Origin of the sequence: Xanthomonas prunicola (genome assembly GCF_025266575.1) — a bacterium.
GTDB lineage: Bacteria > Pseudomonadota > Gammaproteobacteria > Xanthomonadales > Xanthomonadaceae > Xanthomonas > Xanthomonas prunicola.
In genome coordinates this window covers 4277460-4297475 of record NZ_CP096142.1, presented here as the reverse complement: position 1 = coordinate 4297475, position 20016 = coordinate 4277460, and the positions used below count along the sequence as shown (strand labels likewise).

Below are 20016 nucleotides of genomic sequence, written 5' to 3'. Positions count from 1 at the left end.
TTCGGGAACTGCGCCCAGAGTCCCGGTTGCCGCCACGCCGGCGGTCACCTACCCCCTGGGTGCAGCAGTGGATCCACGCAACATCAAGCTGAAATCCAGCGTCTGCTGAAGCGGCACGTCCACCCTTTCGATGATGGCGAGCAGCAGGCTGACCGCGCGCACACCGATCTCCCGCATGGGTTGCCGGATGGTCGTCAATGGCGGCGTGAGGTAACTCGACGACGCCAGGTCGTCGAAGCCGACAATGGACAGCTCATCCGGCACGCGGACGCCCAGGTCCCGGCAGGCGGCCAGGGCGCCCAACGCCATCTGATCACTGAAGCAGAAGATCGCGGTCGGCGCGGGCGTACGGGCCAATAGCGCCAGCGCAGCCGCATGGCCGGATTCGACCGAGAAATTGCCCGGCACGACGGTCAGGCTGCGCAGGCGGCGGCGCGCCTTGGCGGAGGCCCGCGCCCCTTCCAGGCGTTGCTGGTGCAGCGGATTGTCGGGCGGGCCGCCCACCACGGCGACCCGCTCGTGCCCCAGTCCGTAAAGATGTTCCATCATGGCGCGCGCGGCGGCCGCGTTGTCGATGTGGACGCTGGGGATGCCCAGCGCCGGGTCGAACTCGCAGCCGTTGACCACCGGCGCGGCGGCGCCTAGCTGCTTGACGATCTCACGCGCCGTCGGCGGGAGGCCATGCCCCAGCACGATCAGGCCGTCTGCCTCGTTACGTCGGAGCATCTGCGCGTAGCGCTCCTCGCGATCGGGCTGGTGCTGGGTATCACCCAGCAGGACGGCGTAGCCGACGGCCTGCGCCGCGTCCTCCGCGCCCTGCAGGATCTGGGCGAAGAAGGGATTGGCGATGTCCGGCACGGTGACCAGGAGCTTGCCGCTGCGCTGGGTCTTGAGCGTCCTGGCCACCGTGTTGGGGACATAGCCCAGCGCGGCGGCGGCCTGCTCGATGCGCGCGCGCGTGGCCGGCAAGACCTTGTCCGGCCGGGAAAGCGCCCGCGACACCGTGCCGGCGGTGACGCCGACGTGCTTTGCGATGTCGTAGATGGTTGTCGCCATGACCTCGGTTCTTGTTTCTGCTGTGCAGTGCACAACGGGTCTTGCGGGTGGCCCATGCTAGGATGATTCAATCGATTGCATGAGGGCGAAACACGTTGAAGACGCTCAAGGGTCCGGCGCTGTTCCTGGCACAGTTCATCGCCGACGCACCTCCCTTCAATCGCTTGGACACGCTGGCCCGATGGGCCGCGGGTCTCGGCTATTCTGGCCTACAAGTACCGACCAGCGCGCCCCACCTGTTCGATCTGGCCCAGGCTGCGCAGAGCCAGGCGTACTGCGACGACGTCGCCGGCATGCTGGCCGGGCACGGCCTGCAGGTCACCGAGTTGTCGACCCACTTGCAGGGGCAGCTGGTTGCCGTCCACCCCGCCTACGACCAGCTGTTCGACGGATTCGCACCGCCAGACAAGCGCGGTGATCCTGCCGCCCGCCAGGCCTGGGCGGTCGAACAACTGCTGTTGGCCGCCGAGGCCAGCCAGCGCCTGGGGCTGACGGCGCATGCCACGTTCTCCGGCGCGCTGGCCTGGCCCTACTTCTACCCCTGGCCGCAACGCCCGCCCGGGCTGGTGGAAGAAGCCTTCGCCGAACTCGGTCGCCGCTGGCGCCCCATTCTGGATACCTTCGACGCTTGCGGCGTGGACCTGTGCTTCGAGATCCACCCAGGCGAGGACCTGCACGATGGCGCGACCTTCGAGCGCTTCCTCGATGTCGTGGACCAGCATCCACGCGCCAAGATCCTGTACGACCCCAGCCACCTGCTGCTGCAGCAGATGGACTACCTGGGCTTCATCGACCGGTATCACGCGCGCATCGGCATCTTCCATGTCAAGGACGCGGAGTATCGCGCCAGTGCGCGCAGCGGCGTCTACGGCGGCTACCAGGACTGGATCGATCGTCCGGGGCGGTTCCGTTCGCTCGGCGACGGCCAGATCGACTTCAAGGCGATCTTCTCGAAGTTCGCGCAGTACGATTTCCCGGGCTGGGCGGTGCTGGAGTGGGAGTGCTGCCTGAAGCATCCGGAAGACGGCGCACGAGAGGGTGCCGCGTTTATCCGCGAGCACATCATCCGCGTGACCGAACGTGCCTTCGACGACTTTGCCGACAGCGGCGCCGATCCGGAATCGCTGCGCCGCATGCTGGGGACATAGAAGCCTGGGAGGGCAAGCCATGAAGCACACCATGTCGCGCTTGGGCGCGATGATGTTTCTGCAGTTCTTCATCTGGGGAGCATGGTTCGTGACCCTGGGCACGTACCTGGTGCAGGGGCCCCTGCAGGCCAGCGCGAGCCAGGTGGCGACGGCCTTCCTGAGCCAGTCCATCGGCGCCATCGTGGCGCCATTCCTGGTCGGCCTGATCGCGGACCGCTACTTCGCGGCGCAGCGCATCCTCGCGGTGCTGCACCTCGCCGGCGCGGTGCTCATGTGGCTGGCGTCCACGGCGACGAGCTTCGGCATGTTCTCCGCCTGCGTCATGGTGTACATGCTGCTGTTCATGCCGACGCTGGCACTGGCCAACAGCGTGGCGATGCGGCACATGCAAGCGCCTGAAAAACAGTTCCCGCCCGTGCGGGTGGCCGGCAGCGTCGGCTGGATCGTGGCGGGCGTACTGATCGGCTGGCTGGGCTGGGAACAGGCGCACCGGCTCGAACTGACGTTCCGGATGGCGGCGCTGGCATCGCTGGCGCTGGGCCTGTATGCCTTGACCCTGCCGCACACGCCGCCGCTGGCGCAACAGCGCGACGCCGGGCTGGGACAGATGCTGGGACTGGACGCGCTGCGGCTGCTCAAGTCGCGTTCCTATCTGGTGTTCTTCCTGGCCTCCATCGCCATCTGCATCCCGCTGGCGTTCTACTACAACTTCACCAACCCGTATCTCAACGATCTGGGCGTGCGTGGGGCGGCCGGCCTGCAGTCGCTGGGCCAGGTGTCCGAAGTGCTGCTGATGCTGGCCATGCCGTTCCTGTTCGTGCGGCTGGGGGTCAAGACGATGCTGGCGCTGGGCATGGCGGCGTGGGTGCTGCGCTATGTGATGTTCGCCTTTGGCGATGCGGGCAGCGGTTTTTCCCTGCTGGTGATCGGCATCGTGCTGCATGGCATCTGCTACGACTTCTTCTTCGTCACCGGCCAGATCTACACCGATGCACATGCCGGCCCCGCCGCGCGCAGCAGCGCGCAGGGGTTCATCACCCTGGCCACCTACGGCGTGGGGATGTTGATCGGCACGTTCCTGTCCGGCGCGGTAGTGGAGCACTACACCACCGCGGCGGGCCCGGACTGGCAGCAGATCTGGCTGTTCCCGGCAGGCGTGGCGCTGGTCGTGCTGGTCGCCTTCCTGTTGCTGTTTCGCGACCGGCCGGTCGTCGCGACCATTCCCTCCACACGCTGAGAACCCCACCCGATGCGCAAGCTTGGAATCGCCATCGTCGGCACGGGCATGATCGGCGCCGTGCATCGTCGCGCGGCGCTGCTGGCCGGTGCGCAGGTCCGCGGCATCGCTGCCTCCTCCCCGCAACGCGCACGCGACGTGGCGCAGTCCTGGAATGTGCCGCGCGCCTATCGCGACATCGAGGAGGTGGTCGCCGATCCGCAGGTGCAGGTCGTGCACGTCTGCACGCCCAACCATCTGCACCGCGCCATGACGCAGGCGGCGCTGCACGCCGGCAAGCACGTGATCTGCGAGAAACCCCTGGCCACGACATTGCAGGACGCCCAGGCAGTGGCGGCACTGGCCACCTCGACCGGGCTGGTCGCCACGGTTCCCTTCGTCTACCGCTATCACCCGGTGGTCCGCGAGGCGCGCGCACGCATCGCGCAGGGCGAGCTGGGGCCGCTGCGCCTGATCCACGGCAGCTATCTGCAGGACTGGCTGCTGGACCCCGCCAGCAACAACTGGCGTGTGGACCCGGCACTGGGCGGCGCCTCGCGCGTGTTCGCCGACATCGGCTCGCATTGGTGCGACCTGGTGGAATGGGTCGGCGGCGAGCGTTTCGTCGAGGTCAGCGCGGCCTTCGCGACCGTGATCGCCGAGCGCGGCGCACTCACCGGGCAGAGCTTCAGCACGCCGACGGCGGGCGGCGCGCTGCAGGCGGTCGCGAGCGAGGACGTGGCCGCGGCGATGTTCAGAACCGGCGCGGGCACGCTGGCGTCATTGACGGTCAGCCAGGTCTCGGCGGGACGCCGCAATCGCCTCTGGTTCGAGATCGATGGCGCCAGGGCCAGCGTGGCGTTCGACCAGGAGAACGCCGAACGGCTGTGGATCGGCCGTCCCGACCAGCGCGAGGAGGTCTTCGTGCGCGGGCCGGGTGCCGGCAGTGCCGAACAACGCCGGCTGTCGGTATTGCCGGCCGGGCACGCGCAAGGCTACGGCGATTGCTTCGAGGCGTTCGTCGCCGACACTTATCGCGCCATCGAAGGCGAGCGGCCGGACGGCCTGCCCACTTTCGAAGACGGGGTGCGCTCGGCACTGATCGTCGATCGCGTCATCACATCGGCCAGGTCGCGCGCCTGGACGGCCATCGGTTGAATCTCGGGAGGACTTCTTGATGCATACAGCTATACGCAAGACCGCGACCCTCGTACTGCTGCTCCTCGTCGCCCTGCCCGCTTTCGCACGCGACGCCGCCGGCCCGCAAACACCCATCGCGGTGCAGATGTACTCGCTGCGCAACGCCGGCTCGCTCGACCAACAGCTGAAGATCGTCCACGACGCGGGCGTGGGCGCGGTGGAAACGGTCGGCACGCAGAACGTCAGCGCCGTAGAACTCAAGCGGCTACTGGACAAGTATTCGATCAAGGCAATCTCGTCGCACGTGCAACTGGCGGATCTGCGCAAGGACCTGGACGGCGCGGTCGCCTTCAACCGATCGATCGGCAACACCACGCTGGTAGTGCCTTACCTGGATCAGAAGGATCGGCCGACCGATGCCGCGGGCTGGACCGCATTGGGTAAGGAACTGGGCCAACTCTCGAAGCGGGTGCGGGCCAAGGGCATGCGCCTGGCATACCACAACCACGACTTCGAACTGGTCGACTTCAATGGCAAGACCGGCCTGGAACTGCTGTTCGCGGCGGCCGGCCCCGATCTCGAGACCGAGCTGGACCTGGCCTGGGTTGCGCGCGCAGGCGACGACCCGGCGGTGATGCTGGGCAAGTTCAAGGGCCGCATGTTCGCGGTACACGCCAAGGACAATGCCCCGAAAGGCCAGGCCAAGGACGAGGGCGGCTTCGCCGCCGTGGGCCGCGGCGTGCTGGACTGGAACGCGATCCTGCCTGCCGCAGCGGCGGCCGACGTGCGCTGGTACATCATCGAGCACGACCAGCCGCGCGATCCGGCCAGGGTCATCCAGACCGGTGCCGACTACCTGCGTGCACACCTGCCCGTCAGCCTGCCCGCCGGCACGCAGCGCTAGCACGCAAAGGAGCCCTGCTTGAAAACGATCCTGACAATGGCCGCGGCGCTGCTGGGAGCGACGCTTGCGACCACGGCGTGGTCCAAGGACGACCCGACGGCCGGCGCGCAGCTCTACGCAACGCACTGCACGGCCTGCCACGGCGCCAATCGCGCGGGCGTCCCACCCACGTTCCCCGCACTCACCGACGTGGGCAAGCGGCTGCCGCCGGCGCAGATCAAGGAGAAGATCCGCAACGGTGGCGGCTTGATGCCGTCCTTTGCGCAGTTGTCGCAGCAGGAGATCGACGATATCGCCAGCTTCCTGGCGCAATAAGAGCAACGAACAAAACGACTGCGCTCACCGCCAGGCGGGCGCGGCCGGTGCTCGGTGCGGCATGTACCACCGTACATTGCGGTCCCTCCGCGCCGCCCACGCCCACCTGACGACTGCTCGCTACGTTTCGTTCGTTAGCCGCTCTCAGCTACCCGCGCCCACTGCGTGCCGGCGCTACAGCTCGCGCACCCAGATGTTGCGGTAGCTGACTTTGGAATCGTGCTCCTGCAGCAGGATCGGCGTGCACGCATGCGGCGAGTACGACGGTGCGCCGATGTACTCGGTCTTGCCCGCCACGACGGTGTCGTTCTGCACCAGCACGCCGTTGTGCAGGACGGTGATGCGCGCGGGCGACGCGAGCCCGCCGCCCTGCGAGAAGCGCGGCGCCTTCCAGATGATGTCGTAGGCCTGCCACTGACCCGGCGCACGCGAGGCGTTCACCAGCGGAATGGCCTGCTTGTAGATCGCGCCGGCCTGGCCGTTGGCATAGGTCGGGTTGTTGTAGCTATCGAGCACCTGCAGCTCATACAGCTCCTGCAGGAAGATGCCGCTGTTGCCACGCTGCTGGCCGTCGAAACCCTGGGTCGCAGTCGGCGTGCGCCACTCGACATGCAGCTGGATGTCGCAGAAGCGCTGCTTGGTTCGGATGCCCTTGCTGCCCGGCACCACGGTCAATGCGCCGTCGGCGACGCTCCAGGGCACCCGTCCGCCCTGCTCCGACTCCCACGCCGAGAGATCCTTGCCATCGAACAGCACGATCGCATCGGAGGGCGCGCGGCCCGCAGGCGTGGCCACGATCGCGGGCACCGGCGTCCACACCTCCGTCTGGGCCGGATCGCGCGCGCCCGCGTGATCGGCCTGTGCGAACGCGGGTATCGCGGCCAGCAGGCAGGCTGCCAGCAGGAAGGATCGGGGCATGTGAGTCTCCGGGAAATGGCGCATGGGCGATGCGTTCCGGTCCATCAATTGGTCCCCCAGGCCGGCGTGCCCGGCACATAGGCCAGGTCGCCGTCGTAGCGACCCGGCACGGCGACGTATCGCAGCACCTCGGTCGCACCAACCTTCGAGGTGAAGAAGCTGAAGATGGTCAATTGCTTGATCATCGTGAAGGCATGCGGCATCGCGGCCAGCGCTTTGGGAGTGCCCGTCTCGGTCACCCTGACCAGATGCTTGCGGGCTTCCGCGTCCAGCACGCGCAACAACTCGGTGCGCGCCTGCGGCGTCAGCGACACGAACCGGCCGCCGGCGCGTTTGTCGATGTCAGCCAGGCCGGCGCGGAACGTGGCCTGCTCGCGGGAGGTGTAGCAATCGGTGACCAATCGCGCCATGAACTGGCCCGCGCCGGCGTCCTTCGCTCCCGGGGTCTTGGTCCGCGGCAGGATGGTCTCGGCGATCTCGTCGAGCAAGCCGACCTCGGCAGCGGAGAAGATCGGTTTCGTCCCCGCGGCCGGCGTCTGCCCCTGCACGAGCGCGGGCAGGCCGACCATGGCCGCGCCCGTGGCGGCGACGATCATCTTCAGCAGTTCGCGGCGTTCCATCACAGGTTCCCCGCTTTCAGTTCGCGCACCGCATGGTCCGCTGCCCGCGCCGTCAGCGCCATGTAGGTCAGCGAGGGATTGACGCAGGCGCTGGAGGTCATGCACGCGCCGTCGGTCACGTAGACGTTTGCCGCGTCCCACACCTGGTTGTGCTGGTTCAGTACAGAATTCTTGCGGTCGCGCCCCATGCGGGCGGTGCCCATCTCGTGAATGCCCTTGCCCGGCGCGTAGTCGTCGTCGTGCATCTGCACGTCCTTGACCCCGGCCGCCTCGAACATCTCGGCGGCATCGGCGGCCATGTCCTTGCGCATAGCCTTTTCGTTCGCGCGCAACGCGACATCCATCGCCAGCACCGGCAACCCCCATTTGTCCTTGCGCTGCGGATCCAGGCGAATCGTATTGTCGTGGTGAGGCAGCATTTCGCCGAATCCGGTCATGCCGATGCGCCAGTCGCCCGGCAGGGTCAGCGCGTCCTTCAGGTCGGCACCGATGTTCAGTTCGGCGATCTCGCGCGACCAGCCAGTGCGGCTGGCGCCGCCCTGGTAGCCGAACCCGCGCAGGTAGCCGCGCCTGTCCGCAGCGACATTACGGAACCGCGGAATGTAGAAGCCGCAGGGACGACGGCCGAAGTAGTACTTGTCCTCAAAGCCCTCGACCCGGCCGGAGGCGCCCGCGCCGAAATGATGGTCCATCACGTTGTGCCCCAGCTCGCCGGACGAAGACCCCAGCCCGCCTTCCCAGACATCGGTGGCCGAGTTCATCAGCAGCCAGCTCGAGTTGAACGAAGACGCATTGAGGAAAATGACCTTGGCCGTGTACTGATAGGTCTGTCCGCTCTCGGCATCGATGATCTCCACGCCGCGCGCACGCTTGCGGTCCTTGTCGTAGAGCACTTCCTTGACGATCGAGAAGGGCCGCAAGGTCAGGTTGCCCGTCTTCATCGCCGCCGGCAGCGTCGCCGACTGGGTCGAGAAGTAGGCGCCGAAAGGACAGCCCAGGATGCACTTGTTGCGATACTGGCAGTTGACGCGGCCCTGCTCGACCATGGGCTGGGTGATATTGGCGGTACGCGAGTGGATCAGGTGCCTGGTCCCGCCAAAGGCCTTCTTGATCCGCGCGGCCACGTCCTTCTCGACGATGTTCAACGGGATCGGCGGCAGGAACTCGCCGTCGGGCAACACGTCCAGGCCCTCGCGCGTGCCGGCGATGCCGGCGAACCTCTCCACGTAGTCGTACCAGGGCGCGATGTCGGCGTAACGGATCGGCCAATCGGTGGCGATGCCGTCCTTGAGGTTGGCCTGGAAATCCAGGTCCGACAGGCGATAGCTCTGCCGTCCCCACATCAGCGATCGGCCGCCCACGTGATAGCCGCGGAACCAGTCGAATCGCTTGATCTCGGTGTAGGGCGATTCTTTTTCGTTGGCCCACATGCCCTGCAGGTTTTCGACCAGGCCGTAGTCGCGCTTCAACACCAGATAGTCGGCCTTCATCGCCTGGGTCGGCTGGTTGTGGTGCGGGAAATCCCACCCTTCCTTCATCGCGTTGACATAGTCCTTGACGTGCTCGATGTTGCGCCCGCGTTCCAGCATCAGGACCTTGAGGCCTTTCTCGGTCAGCTCCTTCGCCGCCCAACCGCCACTGATTCCCGAGCCAACGACGATGGCGTCGTAGTGATTGTCTGCCATGGGTTCTACTTCACCTCGGTGGATAGCGTTTCAGACGTCGCAGAGGCGGATCGCCTCGCGCAGCGAGCCGACGGGATCGGGCGCGGAAGGAATGAATTCCTGCGCCAGATAGCCGTCGAAACCGGTATCGCGGATCGCGCGACAGATGGCGGGATAGTGCAGTTCCTGATCGTCTCCGATCTCGTGCCGGCCAGGCACGCCTGCGGTGTGGTAATGCTTGAAGCACGCGTGATGCTTGCCGATGGTGGCGATGATGTCGCCCTCCATGATCTGCATGTGGTAGATGTCGTACAGCAGGCCGAAATGGTCCGAGCCGATCCGTCGGCACAGTTCCACGCCCCATGCCGAGTGGTCGCACAGGTAGTCCGGGTGATCGACCTTGGAGTTCAGCAGTTCCATCACCAACACCACGCCGCGCTTCTCGGCATGGCCGAGGATGCGCTTGAGTCCGGCTTCGGCGTGGGCCATGCCTTGCTGGGGATCCATCCCGTTGCGGTTGCCGGAAAAACAGATGAGGTTGCGATAGCCGGCATCGGCGACCAGGTCGATGTGCCGCGTGTAGCGCTCGACCAGCTGGTCGTGGAACTGAGTTCCGGCGAAGCCCTTGTCCAGCCCCATCTCCGCGCCGTTGCACATCGCGCTGTAGACGCCGTTGGCCTTCAGCGTGGGCCAATCCGCAGGGCCGACCAGATCGATGGCGGCGAACCCGAGACCCTTCACCGTCTGGCAAAGCTGGGCGATCGACTGCTGCGGAAACGTCCAGCGAGCCACGGAATGCTTCAGGTTGCCCTTGCGCGGCGCGGCAGCAGCAACGGCAGACGCAGGCAACATGCCCACGACGCCGAGGCCAACGCTCCCGGCAACGGCAACGCGCAGCGCATCTCGCCGCGTGAACCCCACGGCCGGCGACGGCCCGCTCGATTGGATAGACATCCGTTTTCCGGCCTCCCAACCGGTATCAAATGCTAGGCATTCGCCGCAATTCAATCGATTGCACCATAAAGTAGGGAATTGCTTTTTTGCAAGCCGCAGTGCACGAAATTCCTGCTGCAGGGCAAAACCCCTGTCGCGCCTGTCGCTGCAGGACGGTGATGGAATGTCGGGCGTCGCAGAAGGTGGACAGCGAGACAATCCCAGCCCATCCCGGCCATGTCGATCGGGATCTTGTGTCAGCAGCTCCGCACGCAAACAGGCAACGTGTTAACGCCTACCATCGCGCTAGCGCCCGGTTTCTCCTGCGGTCGTCCCAGCCTATCTCAGAGGATCCAGCCACGCGTTCCCGACTCGCTTTCGGCGAACCTGGCATGGAGCGACAGTTCGTCCTGCCACGCATGCGCGGAAGCACATTGATGCCGCAGCCTGAGCGGCTCCGGGTTCGCGCACTGCAACTGTCTTGAGCGATTCGGCACGAGGCGGGACGACCCGATCTTGCAGTGCCGGTAGTCGACTGAATCAGGTAAACCTACCCGTCAGCGTCTTTGAGCGTCGGCTGTGGTGGTCGGACTTGCCAATGCACTTCTCCCACCCCGGCCAATCGGACGTGCCGTAGTCTTCCGGCCCACCCAAGTGATCGAATTCCTGTGCGCGCAGGTGCTCGCGCTCGTCGCTTGGCAACACGGACCAGCAACCGATCAGCGCCGAGGCGTAGTCCAGAAACCACATGCGCATTAGCCATTGGTACCGGAAAGGTCGTCACCACCGTGCGTCACCGAAAGTGCGCCGGCCTAAAACATTGCGGTGCCGACCTGGATCGCGAGCGGAATGCATCTTCACTCCCTGAGGCACTCAGGCGCGCACCGACATCTCTATTCCACCGATCCGATTTCTTCACGCTGACCGCAATAAGGGCATCCACGCCCAGCAACGCAGATAAAAAAGGCCCTTGGCAAATGCGCCAAAAGCCTCTGTTTACATATCTAAAAAGGTATCCTCTAGAACGGAATATCGTCGTCGGCAAAGTCGTCCATCGGCGGTGCCGACTGCTGCTGGGCCGGCTGCTGACGACGCGGCGCATAGTCCTGACCACCGCCACCGCCACCGCCGCCGTATCCACCGCCACCCTGCCCGCCACCGCCGCCTTGCTGACGCGGGGCCTGTGCGCGCTGTGGGCGATCGCCGCCCATGCCGCCACCGCCGCCGCCTTCACCACGGCCGCCGAGCATCTGCATCTCGTTGGCCACGATATCGGTGCTGTACTTTTCCACGCCGTCCTGACCGGTGTACTTGTCGTAGCGCAGTTCGCCTTCGACATACACCTGCGAGCCCTTGCGCAGGTACTCGCCGGCGATTTCGCCCAGCTTTCCGAAGAACACCACGCGATGCCACTCGGTGCGCTCCTGGTTATTGCCTTCGCGGTCCTTGCGCATGCTGGTGGTGGCCAGGCTGACGCGGGTGATCGCCATGCCGGCCTGGGTGTACTTGGTGTCGGGATCGTTGCCGAGGTTGCCGACGAGGATGACTTTGTTGATGCCGCGGGCCATAGGTGCTTCCGAAATGATGCGCTGGCGCCGGGGCACACAGCGATGAATGTTTGTGCGGCAATGTTACCGCACCTGCCCCTCGGCGGTCCTGGCAGGTTGCCGCGCGCGGGGGCCGGGCAAGCGCCCTGCCAAAGGTCGGAAATCCAGCACGGACAGGCCTTTACTGGTTAGACCCGACTGCGCGGGGCGGCAAATGTGAAGACACCGGTTGCGCCCGGCGGGACGGATCCGGCCCGGGCACCTATAATCGATGCACATCACGAACTGCTGCGCATGACCATCGCCGAAGACCTCCCCACCGTCCTGGGCCTGCCCCAGATCCAGTCCCTCGCCGCGCCCGACATGGCTGCGGTCGACGCGCTGATCCGCCGCCGCCTGGCCTCGGACGTCGTGCTGATCAACCAGATCGCCGATCACATCATCTCCGCCGGTGGCAAACGCCTGCGTCCGATGCTGGTGATGCTGGCCGGCCATGCCGCTGGCGGCTCCGGCCCGGAGCATCACCAGTTGGCGGCGATCATCGAGTTCATCCACACCTCCACGCTGTTGCACGACGACGTGGTGGACGAATCGGATCTGCGCCGCGGGCGCAGCACCGCCAACGCGCTATGGGGCAATGCGCCCAGCGTGCTGGTCGGCGACTTTCTGTACTCGCGCAGCTTCCAGTTGATGGTTGAGCTGGATCGCATGGAAGTGATGCAGATCCTGGCAGACACCACCAACCGCATCGCCGAAGGCGAGGTATTGCAACTGCTGCACGTGCATAACCCCGACACCGACGAAGCCGCCTACCTGCGCGTGATCGAGCGCAAGACCGCCGTGCTGTTCGCCGCCGGCACCCGTCTGGGTGCATTGGCCTCGGGCGCGGATGCCGATGTGCAGCAACGGCTTTACGACTACGGCATGCAGCTGGGCTTCGCGTTCCAGATCGCCGACGACGTGCTCGATTACGCAGCCGAAGCCGCGGATCTGGGCAAGAACCTGGGCGACGACCTGGCCGAAGGCAAGGCCACGCTGCCGTTGATCCACGCGATGGCACATTCGGATTCGACCACCCGCGAGCGCCTGCGACAGATCGTCGAACAAGGCGATGCGGCGGCGATGCCGGAAGTATTGGCCGCCATCCACGCCACCGGCGGACTGGACTACAGCCGCCGGCGCGCCGCCGAATACGCTGCCGCTGCCGAACAAGCCCTGGACACCGTGCCGCACAGCCCTGCAGTGGCGGCGCTGCGCGGCCTGGCGCGCTATGCGGTCGAACGCACGCACTGATCCGGAGCGCTGGGCGCTCCGGACGGAATGGGGATTGGGAATTCGCAAAAGCAGCTTCGCTCATGCTTTTACGCATCCTGACATTCGATGGCCGCACCACTGGTCCGTGCACATCGCTGAGCACGGACTCAGTGGGTTGATTGGTTGAAGGACGGGACCGCGCTCTTGCCAGTGCCGAACCCCGAATCACCAATGCCGGTTATTGACCAAATCGCTCATCGAAAAAGTCGCCCAGCATGCGGTACGCACGCTTGGCCGCGCGCGGGTTGTACAGGCAACCGGGCGGGCTGTTGGCATCGGCTTCGGCAAAGCAATGCACCGCGCCGCTGAAATTGACGAACTGCCAGTCGGCGCCTGCAGCATTCATTTCGGTTTCGAAGGCGGCGATGTCCGCCTTGCTCACGCTCTTGTCGTCGGCGCCGTTGAGCACCAGCAGCGGCGTTTTGGCCGCGCCGGCAGCGGCCGGGCTAGGTGTGGCGATACCGCCGTGCAGGCTGACCACACCGGCCAGCTGCGCGCCTGAGCGCACCAGCTCCAGCACCGTGGTGCCGCCGAAGCAGAACCCCACCGCACCGATACGTGATGCATCCAGCGGCGCCTTGCCGGCCTGCGCCTTGAGCACATCCACCGCTTTCAGCGCGCGTGCGCGCAGCTCCGGCGGATCCTTCTTCAGGGCGCCGGCGAACTGCCCGGCCTCGCTGTCGTTGGCTGGACGCTTGCCCTTGCCATACACGTCGGCCACCAGCACCACGTAATCGTCGCCGGCCAGCTGCTTGGCCTTGGTCACCGCCGAGTCGTTGACGCCGCGCCAGTTGGGCACCATCACCAGTCCCGGGCGCTTGGCATCGCCGGCATCGTCGTACACCAGCACGCCGCTATAGGTGTCCTTGCCGATCGTCCATTCCAGCGGCTTGGCCTGCATCGCCGCACCTGCGGGGAAGGCCAGCGAGGCCAGGACACCGATCAATCCAACGCCACGCCATATCTGTTGCTTGTCCATGTGCTTGCTCCCAGGATGGTGGGGCGAGTGTAGGCGCTGCTGCCGTGCAGGAGAGGTCATCATCGCCACTTCCGGCAACTGCGCCGCAGTTGGTTGGTCGACGCGTACCGGGCACATCTCCGGTTGCTGAGCGTGCCGGTTTCACTTCGAGCGTATCGACGCAGCGGCGTTGGAGTTGAAGCAGCCAACACGACCTCGCTCGCACGTTTAGGTGAACGTGGACAGCGCAAAGCAACTGCAGCGAGCAGTACTCGCCGACTCCGAGCACCGACGCCGCACTTCTGGCGGTGAGCGAAGTCGGTTTGTCAGTTGCCTGAGTGCAGGCCTAAGCCGGGGATCGCGCTGATCGCCGCCGGATCGAACCCTGCCAGCTGCGCAAAGTGCCGGCCGCGTGCAACGTAGTCGCTGTAGGCGCCGAAACTGGGTGCCCCCGGCGAGAGCAGCACCACACCACCGTGCTCGCCCAGCGCATCGCGCGCCAGCTGCATGGCGTGTTCCAGATCGTTGGCGGCATGCAAACCGAAGCGCCCCGCCTCGGCCAGCGGCGCCAGTAGCGCATGGATGCGCGGGCCATTGGCGCCCATGGTGACGATTTCCAGCGGCGCCTGCTGCGCCATGTGCTGGGCAAAATCCTGCCAATCCAACCCGCGGTCATGTCCACCCACCAACAATGCGACACGCCGCTGGGAGAAGCACGCCAGCGCGGCCAGCGAGGCATGCGGCGTGGTGCTGATGGAGTCGTTGACGTAATGGATGCCGTCCACGCTGCCGAGCAACTGCAGCCGGTTCGGCAACGGACGAAAGCTCAAGGCCGCCGGCGCCAGCGCTGCCGCATCCAGGCCAAGCGCTTCCACTGCCGCGAGCACCGCGCAAAGATTGCGACGGTTGTGCTCGCCCGGCAGCGGCACCTCGGCGGTATCGAAAATGGCTTGTTCGCCGCGATAGACCACATCGCCACGCAAGTGCCAGCCCTCGGGATGGTTGAACCACAGCACCTGGCTGTCGGGCAGCTGCAAACTGGCAAGAAGCGGATCGGCAGCGTTGAGCAAGGCGAGCCGCGGCCGGCCTTCGGTTACCAGCGACAGCTTGTCGCGCACATAGCGCGCCTCATCGCCGTGCCAGTCCAGATGCTCGGGAAATAGATTCAGCACCAGCGCCAGCTCGGGGCGCGCGCCGCTGCGTCCGACATCACCGGTTTGATAGCTGGACAACTCGATTGCCCAATACGCCGGTGGCGGCTGCGGTGCCAGCACTTCCAGCAAGGGCTGACCGATATTGCCGACCAATGCGGTGCGATGCCCGGCCGCGCGCAGCACATGCGCCAGCAGTGCCGTGGTGGTGCTCTTGCCCTTGGTGCCGGTAATGCAGATGACACCGGGCACACTGCCGTCCGGCTGCGCGTGTTCGGCAAACCACAGCGCGGTGCCGCCAATGAATTGCGTGCCCTGCGCGGCGGCGGCCAGTGCCTCGGCGCGATACGGGCTGATGCCGGGCGACTTCACCACGATCTCAAACCGCCCCAACGCCTGCGCGCTGGCATCGGGTTCCACGTGCAAGGCTGCGTCTGCAAGCGATTCGAGTTCGCGCGCCTCTTCAGCGTTGCAGAACACTGTCAGCGATTGGGTGGGCAGCTGCGCGCGCAGGACGCGATACGCCGCGCGTCCTTCGCGTCCCCAGCCCCACAACGCAACCGCCTTGCCTTCAAGCTGCGAAATTCGCACGCACGCGCTCCCACAGCGTCGACGGAATCCGGTGCTCGCCATCGATGGCCATGAGCGCCTCGACCTGCAGGTCATTCGGGTCGAGCTGCGGCTGGATATCGCGGATGAAGCGCTTCACCAATGCGTCCTCCTTCCATTCGGCGCGGTTGGCCAGCACTGCCATTGCCGCGCGCGATTCGCGGCCTTCGCCCACGCATTCGAACGGCTTGTGATCCTGGAATTCCAGCAGCGCATCGTAGCCGCCTGCCTGCGTCGCATCGTCGAGCAGATTGCGCCCGAAGATGTTGACCAGCCGTGTCTTGGGCATGAAGGGTGCCAGCGCCAGAAACACGAAATGACACTTTGGGCACACGCCGCACCAGCGATGCACCGGGCGCTCGCCCATGATGTGGAAGTTGCGATTACAGCTGGAAAAATGCGCGTCGTAGTGATCGGTCTTGGCGAATTGCCGTGCCACGGCCAATTCGGACAGCGGCCGCAGCAACGAGTAATAACGCAGATCCGCCGCTACATGCCGTTGCACGTAATCGCCGAACGCTTGCTCGAATGCCCAGCCCTTGGACCACTGGTGATTGACCTCGCCGGTGCCAGGAATCTGGCTGCCATAACTGGCCGAACGTTCGTTGGAGAACACCACCTGGTCCACGCCGTTAAGCAGCGCTGCCAGCACCAGAATGGCCGAGTTCACCGCGGTGACCGGGATATGGCCGTTCCAGGCGCCCTGGCGATTGAGCTCGAACAATTCCGGCGCCAGCACGCGGCCGATGTTGAGCACCGGCAGACCGGTGCGCTCGGCGCAGGCACGGATCAGTTGCGAGCCACCGATCCAGCTGACGGTCTGCTCCACGCCGGCCTGGCGCAGGGCCTCGATACTGACCAAGGAATCCTTGCCACCACCGATTGCCACCAGCGCATGCTCGCGCAGCCCCAAAGCCGGCGCAGCGGCAAAGGACTGCCCAGCTACCGGAAAGCGGATCTTGCCGTGCAGATTCAAGCCATTGCGGTACGCAAATTCGCCCAGGCCGTGCAGGTACACGCTTTCCACCAATGCGGCAGTCTCGGCATCGATGCTGTAACTATCGATGGCGATGTTCGGCGGCACCGCTGCCTTGAAATAACTCACGCCTGCGATCAGATGCAGCAGCTGCAACGCCTGCTGCACGGCGGTGGCATTCGCGCCGCCCAGCGCAAACGGTGCACCCGGCACCGCAACGGTCTCGACCAGTTCCGGCCCTTGATCGACAGCATACACCAGCGTCGCCACGCCGGTCTGCGCGTCGAGTGCGCAACGCACGAAACGGAAGGTGGAAATCTGGTGTTTGTCGAAAGCGCTCATGGACTACCTGCAGGAACACGTACGCGACGCAGATAACGCCGGCACAGGACATATTCAATCATGGAAAACGGCACCGCCGCCCACAGCAGTGGCAGGCAACCGATCACGAACAACAGCAGCATCACGTCCGAGCGAATCACCTTCGCATCGCCGGTGACTGCCAACGCGACCAGCAGATACAGCAGCAAGGCCGGCAAATAACCAAGCGCACTCAACACCACCGTACACAAGGCCATGCCACCGGCACGCTGCGCTGACGCGCGTCCGGCGCGCCGACGCTGCCAGAACGCTGCGCTCCATGCGCCGATGCCGGCAGCAACCAACGCGGGCAGCACCCACTTCAGGCTGTCGGTCCACGGCATCGGTTGCCCGGCGATGTCGATGGCGGTGGAGAACACCATCGCCACGCCACCGGCCAGCGTGCTGAGTAAAACGAACTCAGCCAGCGGGCGCATCGATCACCTCTTCGCGCGGCAACTCGCGTTGGTTGTAGGTACTGGCCATCGAATAGCCGTACGCGCCGGTATCGGCCACCAGCACCACATCGCCCGGCGCGGTGGCCGCAGGCAGGCTGCGGCGCTTGCCGAACACATCCGACGATTCACAGATCGGCCCAACGATATCGAACGTGCCATCGGCCGGCGCGTCGAGCTGGCTGAGATTTTCGATGTCGTGCCAGGCGTCGTACAACGCTGGGCGAATCAACGTGTTCATGCCCGCATCCAGGCCCACACGCTGTACGCCATCCTTTTCGATCACCTGGGTGACGCTGGCCAGCAGCACGCCGGCTTCGGCCACCAGATAGCGACCCGGCTCGATCGCCAGGCGGTAGCCCGGATGCACGGCCTTGACCTCGGCCAGGCCCTTGGCCCACACATCCAGATCGAACGGCTCGTCTTCGGCGCTGTACGGAATCGGCAAGCCGCCACCGATATCGATGGTCTCCACTGTGCCGATGCGGCGCGCAAAGCCAGCCAGTTCGTCGTACATCATCCGCCAATGCTCGCCAGTCTCCACGCCACTGCCCAGGTGCGCATGCACGCCGGTGATGGTGACCTCCAACGTGCGCGCCACTTCAACGAACTCATCCACGCGCGTAGACGACAGCCCGAACTTGGAAGCCTTGCCACCGGTGTTGACCTTCTCGTGATGGCCGTCGCCGTGCCCCAGGTCGATACGCAGCCACACGTTGCGGCCGCGGAATACCTCCGGCCAGCGCCGCAACGCTTCGACGTTGTCCACGGTGACGGTCACACCGAGCGCGAATCCGGCTTCGTACTCGGCCTTCGGCGCGAAACTCGGGGTGAACAACACGCGCCGCGGCGACAGCTCCGGCAAGGTATCGAACACGCGGCGCAATTCACCATGCGAGACGCATTCCAGCCCGAAGCCAGCCTGCTCCAGCGCCATCAAAATGGCCGGATGCGCGTTGGCCTTGATCGCGTAATAACGCTGATCCACAGCGGCAATCTGCGCCAGCGCATGCGCACGCGCACGCACGGTGGGCAGGTGGTACGCGTAGCGCGGCGTACCGGCCTTGGACAGCGACAATAGATGCGCGCGCTCGGCATGCCACCACGGCGTGGGTCGCGGACGCACCGAGCCGATGATCTCGCGCCAGCGCGGGCCGAATACATCGCCTTCGCTGACTGGCATCGCACCGCTGTCGATCAGTTCCGCGTGCAAGATCGGCAGCAAGCCGTCTGCATCGGATTCGTCGATGACGAAGGTCAGGTTCAAGTCGTTGGACGACTGCGAAATCATGTGCACGCGTTCCTGCCCGAACGTGGCCCACACGTCGGAGAGCTTGTGCAGCAGCGAGCGCATGCCGCGCCCGACCAAGGTGATGGCTGCGCACGGAACAATGATCTTGACCTTGCAGATCTGCGACAGATCCGCCGACAACGCCGCCAGCACATCGGTGTTGACCAGATTTTCCGAAGGATCCAGCGACACGGTGACGTTGGTCTCGGCCGAGCCGATCAAATCCACCGACAGCCCATGCTTCTTGAACAGTGTGAACACGTCTGCCAGGAAGCCGACCTGCTGCCACATGCCGATGCCTTCCATGGACACCAGCACGATGCCGTTGCGGCGGCTGATCGCCTTGACGCCCAACACCGGCTCGGCATTGCCGTCGATGCTGGTGCCCGGCAGATCGGGGCGCTCGGTATCCAGGATCGCCATCGGCACGCCGGAATCGCGGCACGGTTTGATCGACCGCGGATGCAGCACCTTGGCGCCGGTGGTGGCGATCTCCTGCGCTTCGTAATAGTCCAGCCGGGTCAGCAGGCGCGCGTCCGGCACTTCTTTCGGGTTGGCGCTGAACATGCCGGGCACGTCGGTCCAGATTTCCACCCGGCTGGCGCCGAGCAACGCGCCGAAGTACGCCGCCGAGGTGTCCGAACCGCCGCGGCCCAGAATCGCGGTGCCGCCGTCGGCGTGCCGCGAAATGAAGCCCTGGGTGATCAACAAGCGCGTGGGCTGCGTAGCGAAACGCGCGCGCCAATCAGCGTCGGACTGCCATTGGCACGACACCGACAAGCGCCTGGACCATTCGCTCTGATTGGGCTGCGGCGGCAACGCCGACAACCACTGGCGCGCATCCAGCCAGCCCATGTCCAGGCCGCTGGCATGCAGATACGCCGCACCGATGGTGGACGACAGCAACTCGCCCTGCCCCAACACCTCGGCCTGCCAATCCAGCGTGCGCGCTGCAGCGCGCACGTCGCCAAGCAACGCGTGCAGTGCGGCCAGCCGCTCGCCCAGCACCGCATCGGCGTCCAGCTCGAGCTCGGCCAAAAACTCACGATGGCGTTGTTCCAGTGCTGCCACGCGCTGTGCGCTGTCGGCAGCGCCATCGGCAATGGCGGTGAGCTCGTTGGTCACGCCCGACAATGCGGACACCACCACCAGCACGCGACCGCCGGTTTCGCTCGCCCGTTTGCTCGCCAGTTTTCCAATCGTGTCCCAGCGATGACGACGCGACACCGAGGTGCCGCCGAACTTGAGGACGATCCAACGATCGGTAGAGTGGGGAGCTGACATTGAGATAGGTGTTTAGGATGGGAGAAAGATGCCCGGTACGCCGAGCGGAACTTCCGATTCTACTGCCAATGCCGCTCGCATGACCCCGCGTGCGATCACAGCGCGCGGGTCGCCACGTCCACTGCCGCGTCGGTTTGCACTGCAACCATCGGCGCCC

The 20016-nt window shown here is 65.5% G+C and carries 19 protein-coding genes and 1 other RNA gene; 7 read left to right on the top strand and 13 right to left on the bottom strand.

Going from position 1 to position 20016, the window contains the following annotated elements:
- Positions 1-48 precede the first annotated feature (48 nt).
- The gene (locus M0D43_RS18390; protein WP_260807442.1) at positions 49-1056 is read right to left on the bottom strand and encodes a LacI family DNA-binding transcriptional regulator; all 1008 of its coding nucleotides are present in this window, start codon (positions 1054-1056) and stop codon (positions 49-51) included.
- A 95-nt stretch (positions 1057-1151) separates the two neighbouring features.
- On the opposite strand from M0D43_RS18390, the gene M0D43_RS18385 reads away from it, so the two are divergent.
- From M0D43_RS18385 to M0D43_RS18360, 6 genes are all read left to right on the top strand, one after another.
- Positions 1152-2204 (top strand): sugar phosphate isomerase/epimerase family protein, encoded by a 1053-nt coding sequence (locus M0D43_RS18385; protein ID WP_252162509.1) that lies wholly within the window; start codon positions 1152-1154, stop codon positions 2202-2204.
- A 19-nt stretch (positions 2205-2223) separates the two neighbouring features.
- A complete protein-coding gene (locus M0D43_RS18380) occupies positions 2224-3441 on the top strand; it encodes a nucleoside permease (protein WP_252162508.1) in 1218 nt (405 codons plus the stop codon).
- A 12-nt stretch (positions 3442-3453) separates the two neighbouring features.
- A complete protein-coding gene (locus M0D43_RS18375; RefSeq protein WP_252162507.1) occupies positions 3454-4578 on the top strand; it encodes a Gfo/Idh/MocA family protein in 1125 nt (374 codons plus the stop codon).
- Positions 4579-4597: 19 nt separating this feature from the next.
- Entirely contained in the window at positions 4598-5464 is an 867-nt protein-coding gene (locus tag M0D43_RS18370) for a sugar phosphate isomerase/epimerase family protein (RefSeq protein ID WP_252162506.1), read from the top strand.
- A gap of 18 nt (positions 5465-5482) precedes the next feature.
- Positions 5483-5779, top strand: coding sequence for a c-type cytochrome (locus M0D43_RS18365; protein WP_252162505.1), 297 nt, complete (start codon positions 5483-5485; stop codon positions 5777-5779).
- A gap of 61 nt (positions 5780-5840) precedes the next feature.
- A non-coding RNA gene (locus M0D43_RS18360) (sX9 sRNA) lies at positions 5841-5919 on the top strand.
- A gap of 34 nt (positions 5920-5953) precedes the next feature.
- Here the strand turns inward: M0D43_RS18360 and M0D43_RS18355 are convergent.
- From M0D43_RS18355 to M0D43_RS18330, 7 genes are all read right to left on the bottom strand, one after another.
- Positions 5954-6697, bottom strand: a complete 744-nt coding sequence (locus tag M0D43_RS18355) for a 3-keto-disaccharide hydrolase (protein ID WP_252162504.1) — start codon at positions 6695-6697, stop codon at positions 5954-5956.
- 44 nt (positions 6698-6741) lie between these two features.
- Positions 6742-7317: a gluconate 2-dehydrogenase subunit 3 family protein gene (locus M0D43_RS18350; protein ID WP_252162503.1), complete on the bottom strand. Its 576-nt coding sequence runs from the start codon at positions 7315-7317 to the stop codon at positions 6742-6744.
- On the bottom strand, positions 7317-9002 hold the full coding sequence (locus M0D43_RS18345) for a GMC oxidoreductase (protein WP_260807441.1): 1686 nt from the start codon (positions 9000-9002) through the stop codon (positions 7317-7319). Before M0D43_RS18345 ends, M0D43_RS18350 begins: the two co-directional genes overlap by 1 nt.
- Before the next feature lie 30 nt (positions 9003-9032).
- Positions 9033-9935, bottom strand: coding sequence for a hydroxypyruvate isomerase family protein (locus M0D43_RS18340; RefSeq protein ID WP_252165122.1), 903 nt, complete (start codon positions 9933-9935; stop codon positions 9033-9035).
- A 323-nt stretch (positions 9936-10258) separates the two neighbouring features.
- Positions 10259-10429: a hypothetical protein gene (locus M0D43_RS22220; RefSeq protein ID WP_425510680.1), complete on the bottom strand. Its 171-nt coding sequence runs from the start codon at positions 10427-10429 to the stop codon at positions 10259-10261.
- Between the two features lie 25 nt (positions 10430-10454).
- Positions 10455-10664: a hypothetical protein gene (locus M0D43_RS18335; protein WP_252162501.1), complete on the bottom strand. Its 210-nt coding sequence runs from the start codon at positions 10662-10664 to the stop codon at positions 10455-10457.
- Positions 10665-10933: 269 nt separating this feature from the next.
- On the bottom strand, positions 10934-11482 hold the full coding sequence (locus tag M0D43_RS18330) for a single-stranded DNA-binding protein (RefSeq protein WP_252162500.1): 549 nt from the start codon (positions 11480-11482) through the stop codon (positions 10934-10936).
- A 273-nt stretch (positions 11483-11755) separates the two neighbouring features.
- Between M0D43_RS18330 and M0D43_RS18325 the strand changes: the two genes are divergently transcribed.
- Positions 11756-12754: a polyprenyl synthetase family protein gene (locus tag M0D43_RS18325; protein WP_252162499.1), complete on the top strand. Its 999-nt coding sequence runs from the start codon at positions 11756-11758 to the stop codon at positions 12752-12754.
- 199 nt (positions 12755-12953) lie between these two features.
- Here the strand turns inward: M0D43_RS18325 and M0D43_RS18320 are convergent, their stop codons facing one another.
- The 5 genes from M0D43_RS18320 to M0D43_RS18300 form a co-directional block, all read right to left on the bottom strand.
- A complete protein-coding gene (locus M0D43_RS18320) occupies positions 12954-13754 on the bottom strand; it encodes a dienelactone hydrolase family protein (protein WP_252162498.1) in 801 nt (266 codons plus the stop codon).
- Positions 13755-14059: 305 nt separating this feature from the next.
- Entirely contained in the window at positions 14060-15475 is a 1416-nt protein-coding gene (gene murD, locus M0D43_RS18315) for a UDP-N-acetylmuramoyl-L-alanine--D-glutamate ligase (protein WP_260807440.1), read from the bottom strand.
- Entirely contained in the window at positions 15456-16811 is a 1356-nt protein-coding gene (murL, locus tag M0D43_RS18310; RefSeq protein WP_252162497.1) for a UDP-N-acetyl-alpha-D-muramoyl-L-alanyl-L-glutamate epimerase, read from the bottom strand. The genes murD and murL overlap by 20 nt, the downstream gene beginning before the upstream one ends.
- Entirely contained in the window at positions 16808-17266 is a 459-nt protein-coding gene (locus M0D43_RS18305) for a hypothetical protein (protein WP_252162496.1), read from the bottom strand. Before M0D43_RS18305 ends, murL begins: the two co-directional genes overlap by 4 nt.
- Entirely contained in the window at positions 17250-19859 is a 2610-nt protein-coding gene (locus M0D43_RS18300; RefSeq protein ID WP_252162495.1) for a bifunctional aspartate kinase/diaminopimelate decarboxylase, read from the bottom strand. The genes M0D43_RS18305 and M0D43_RS18300 overlap by 17 nt, the downstream gene beginning before the upstream one ends.
- Between the last annotated feature and the right edge of the window lie 157 nt (positions 19860-20016).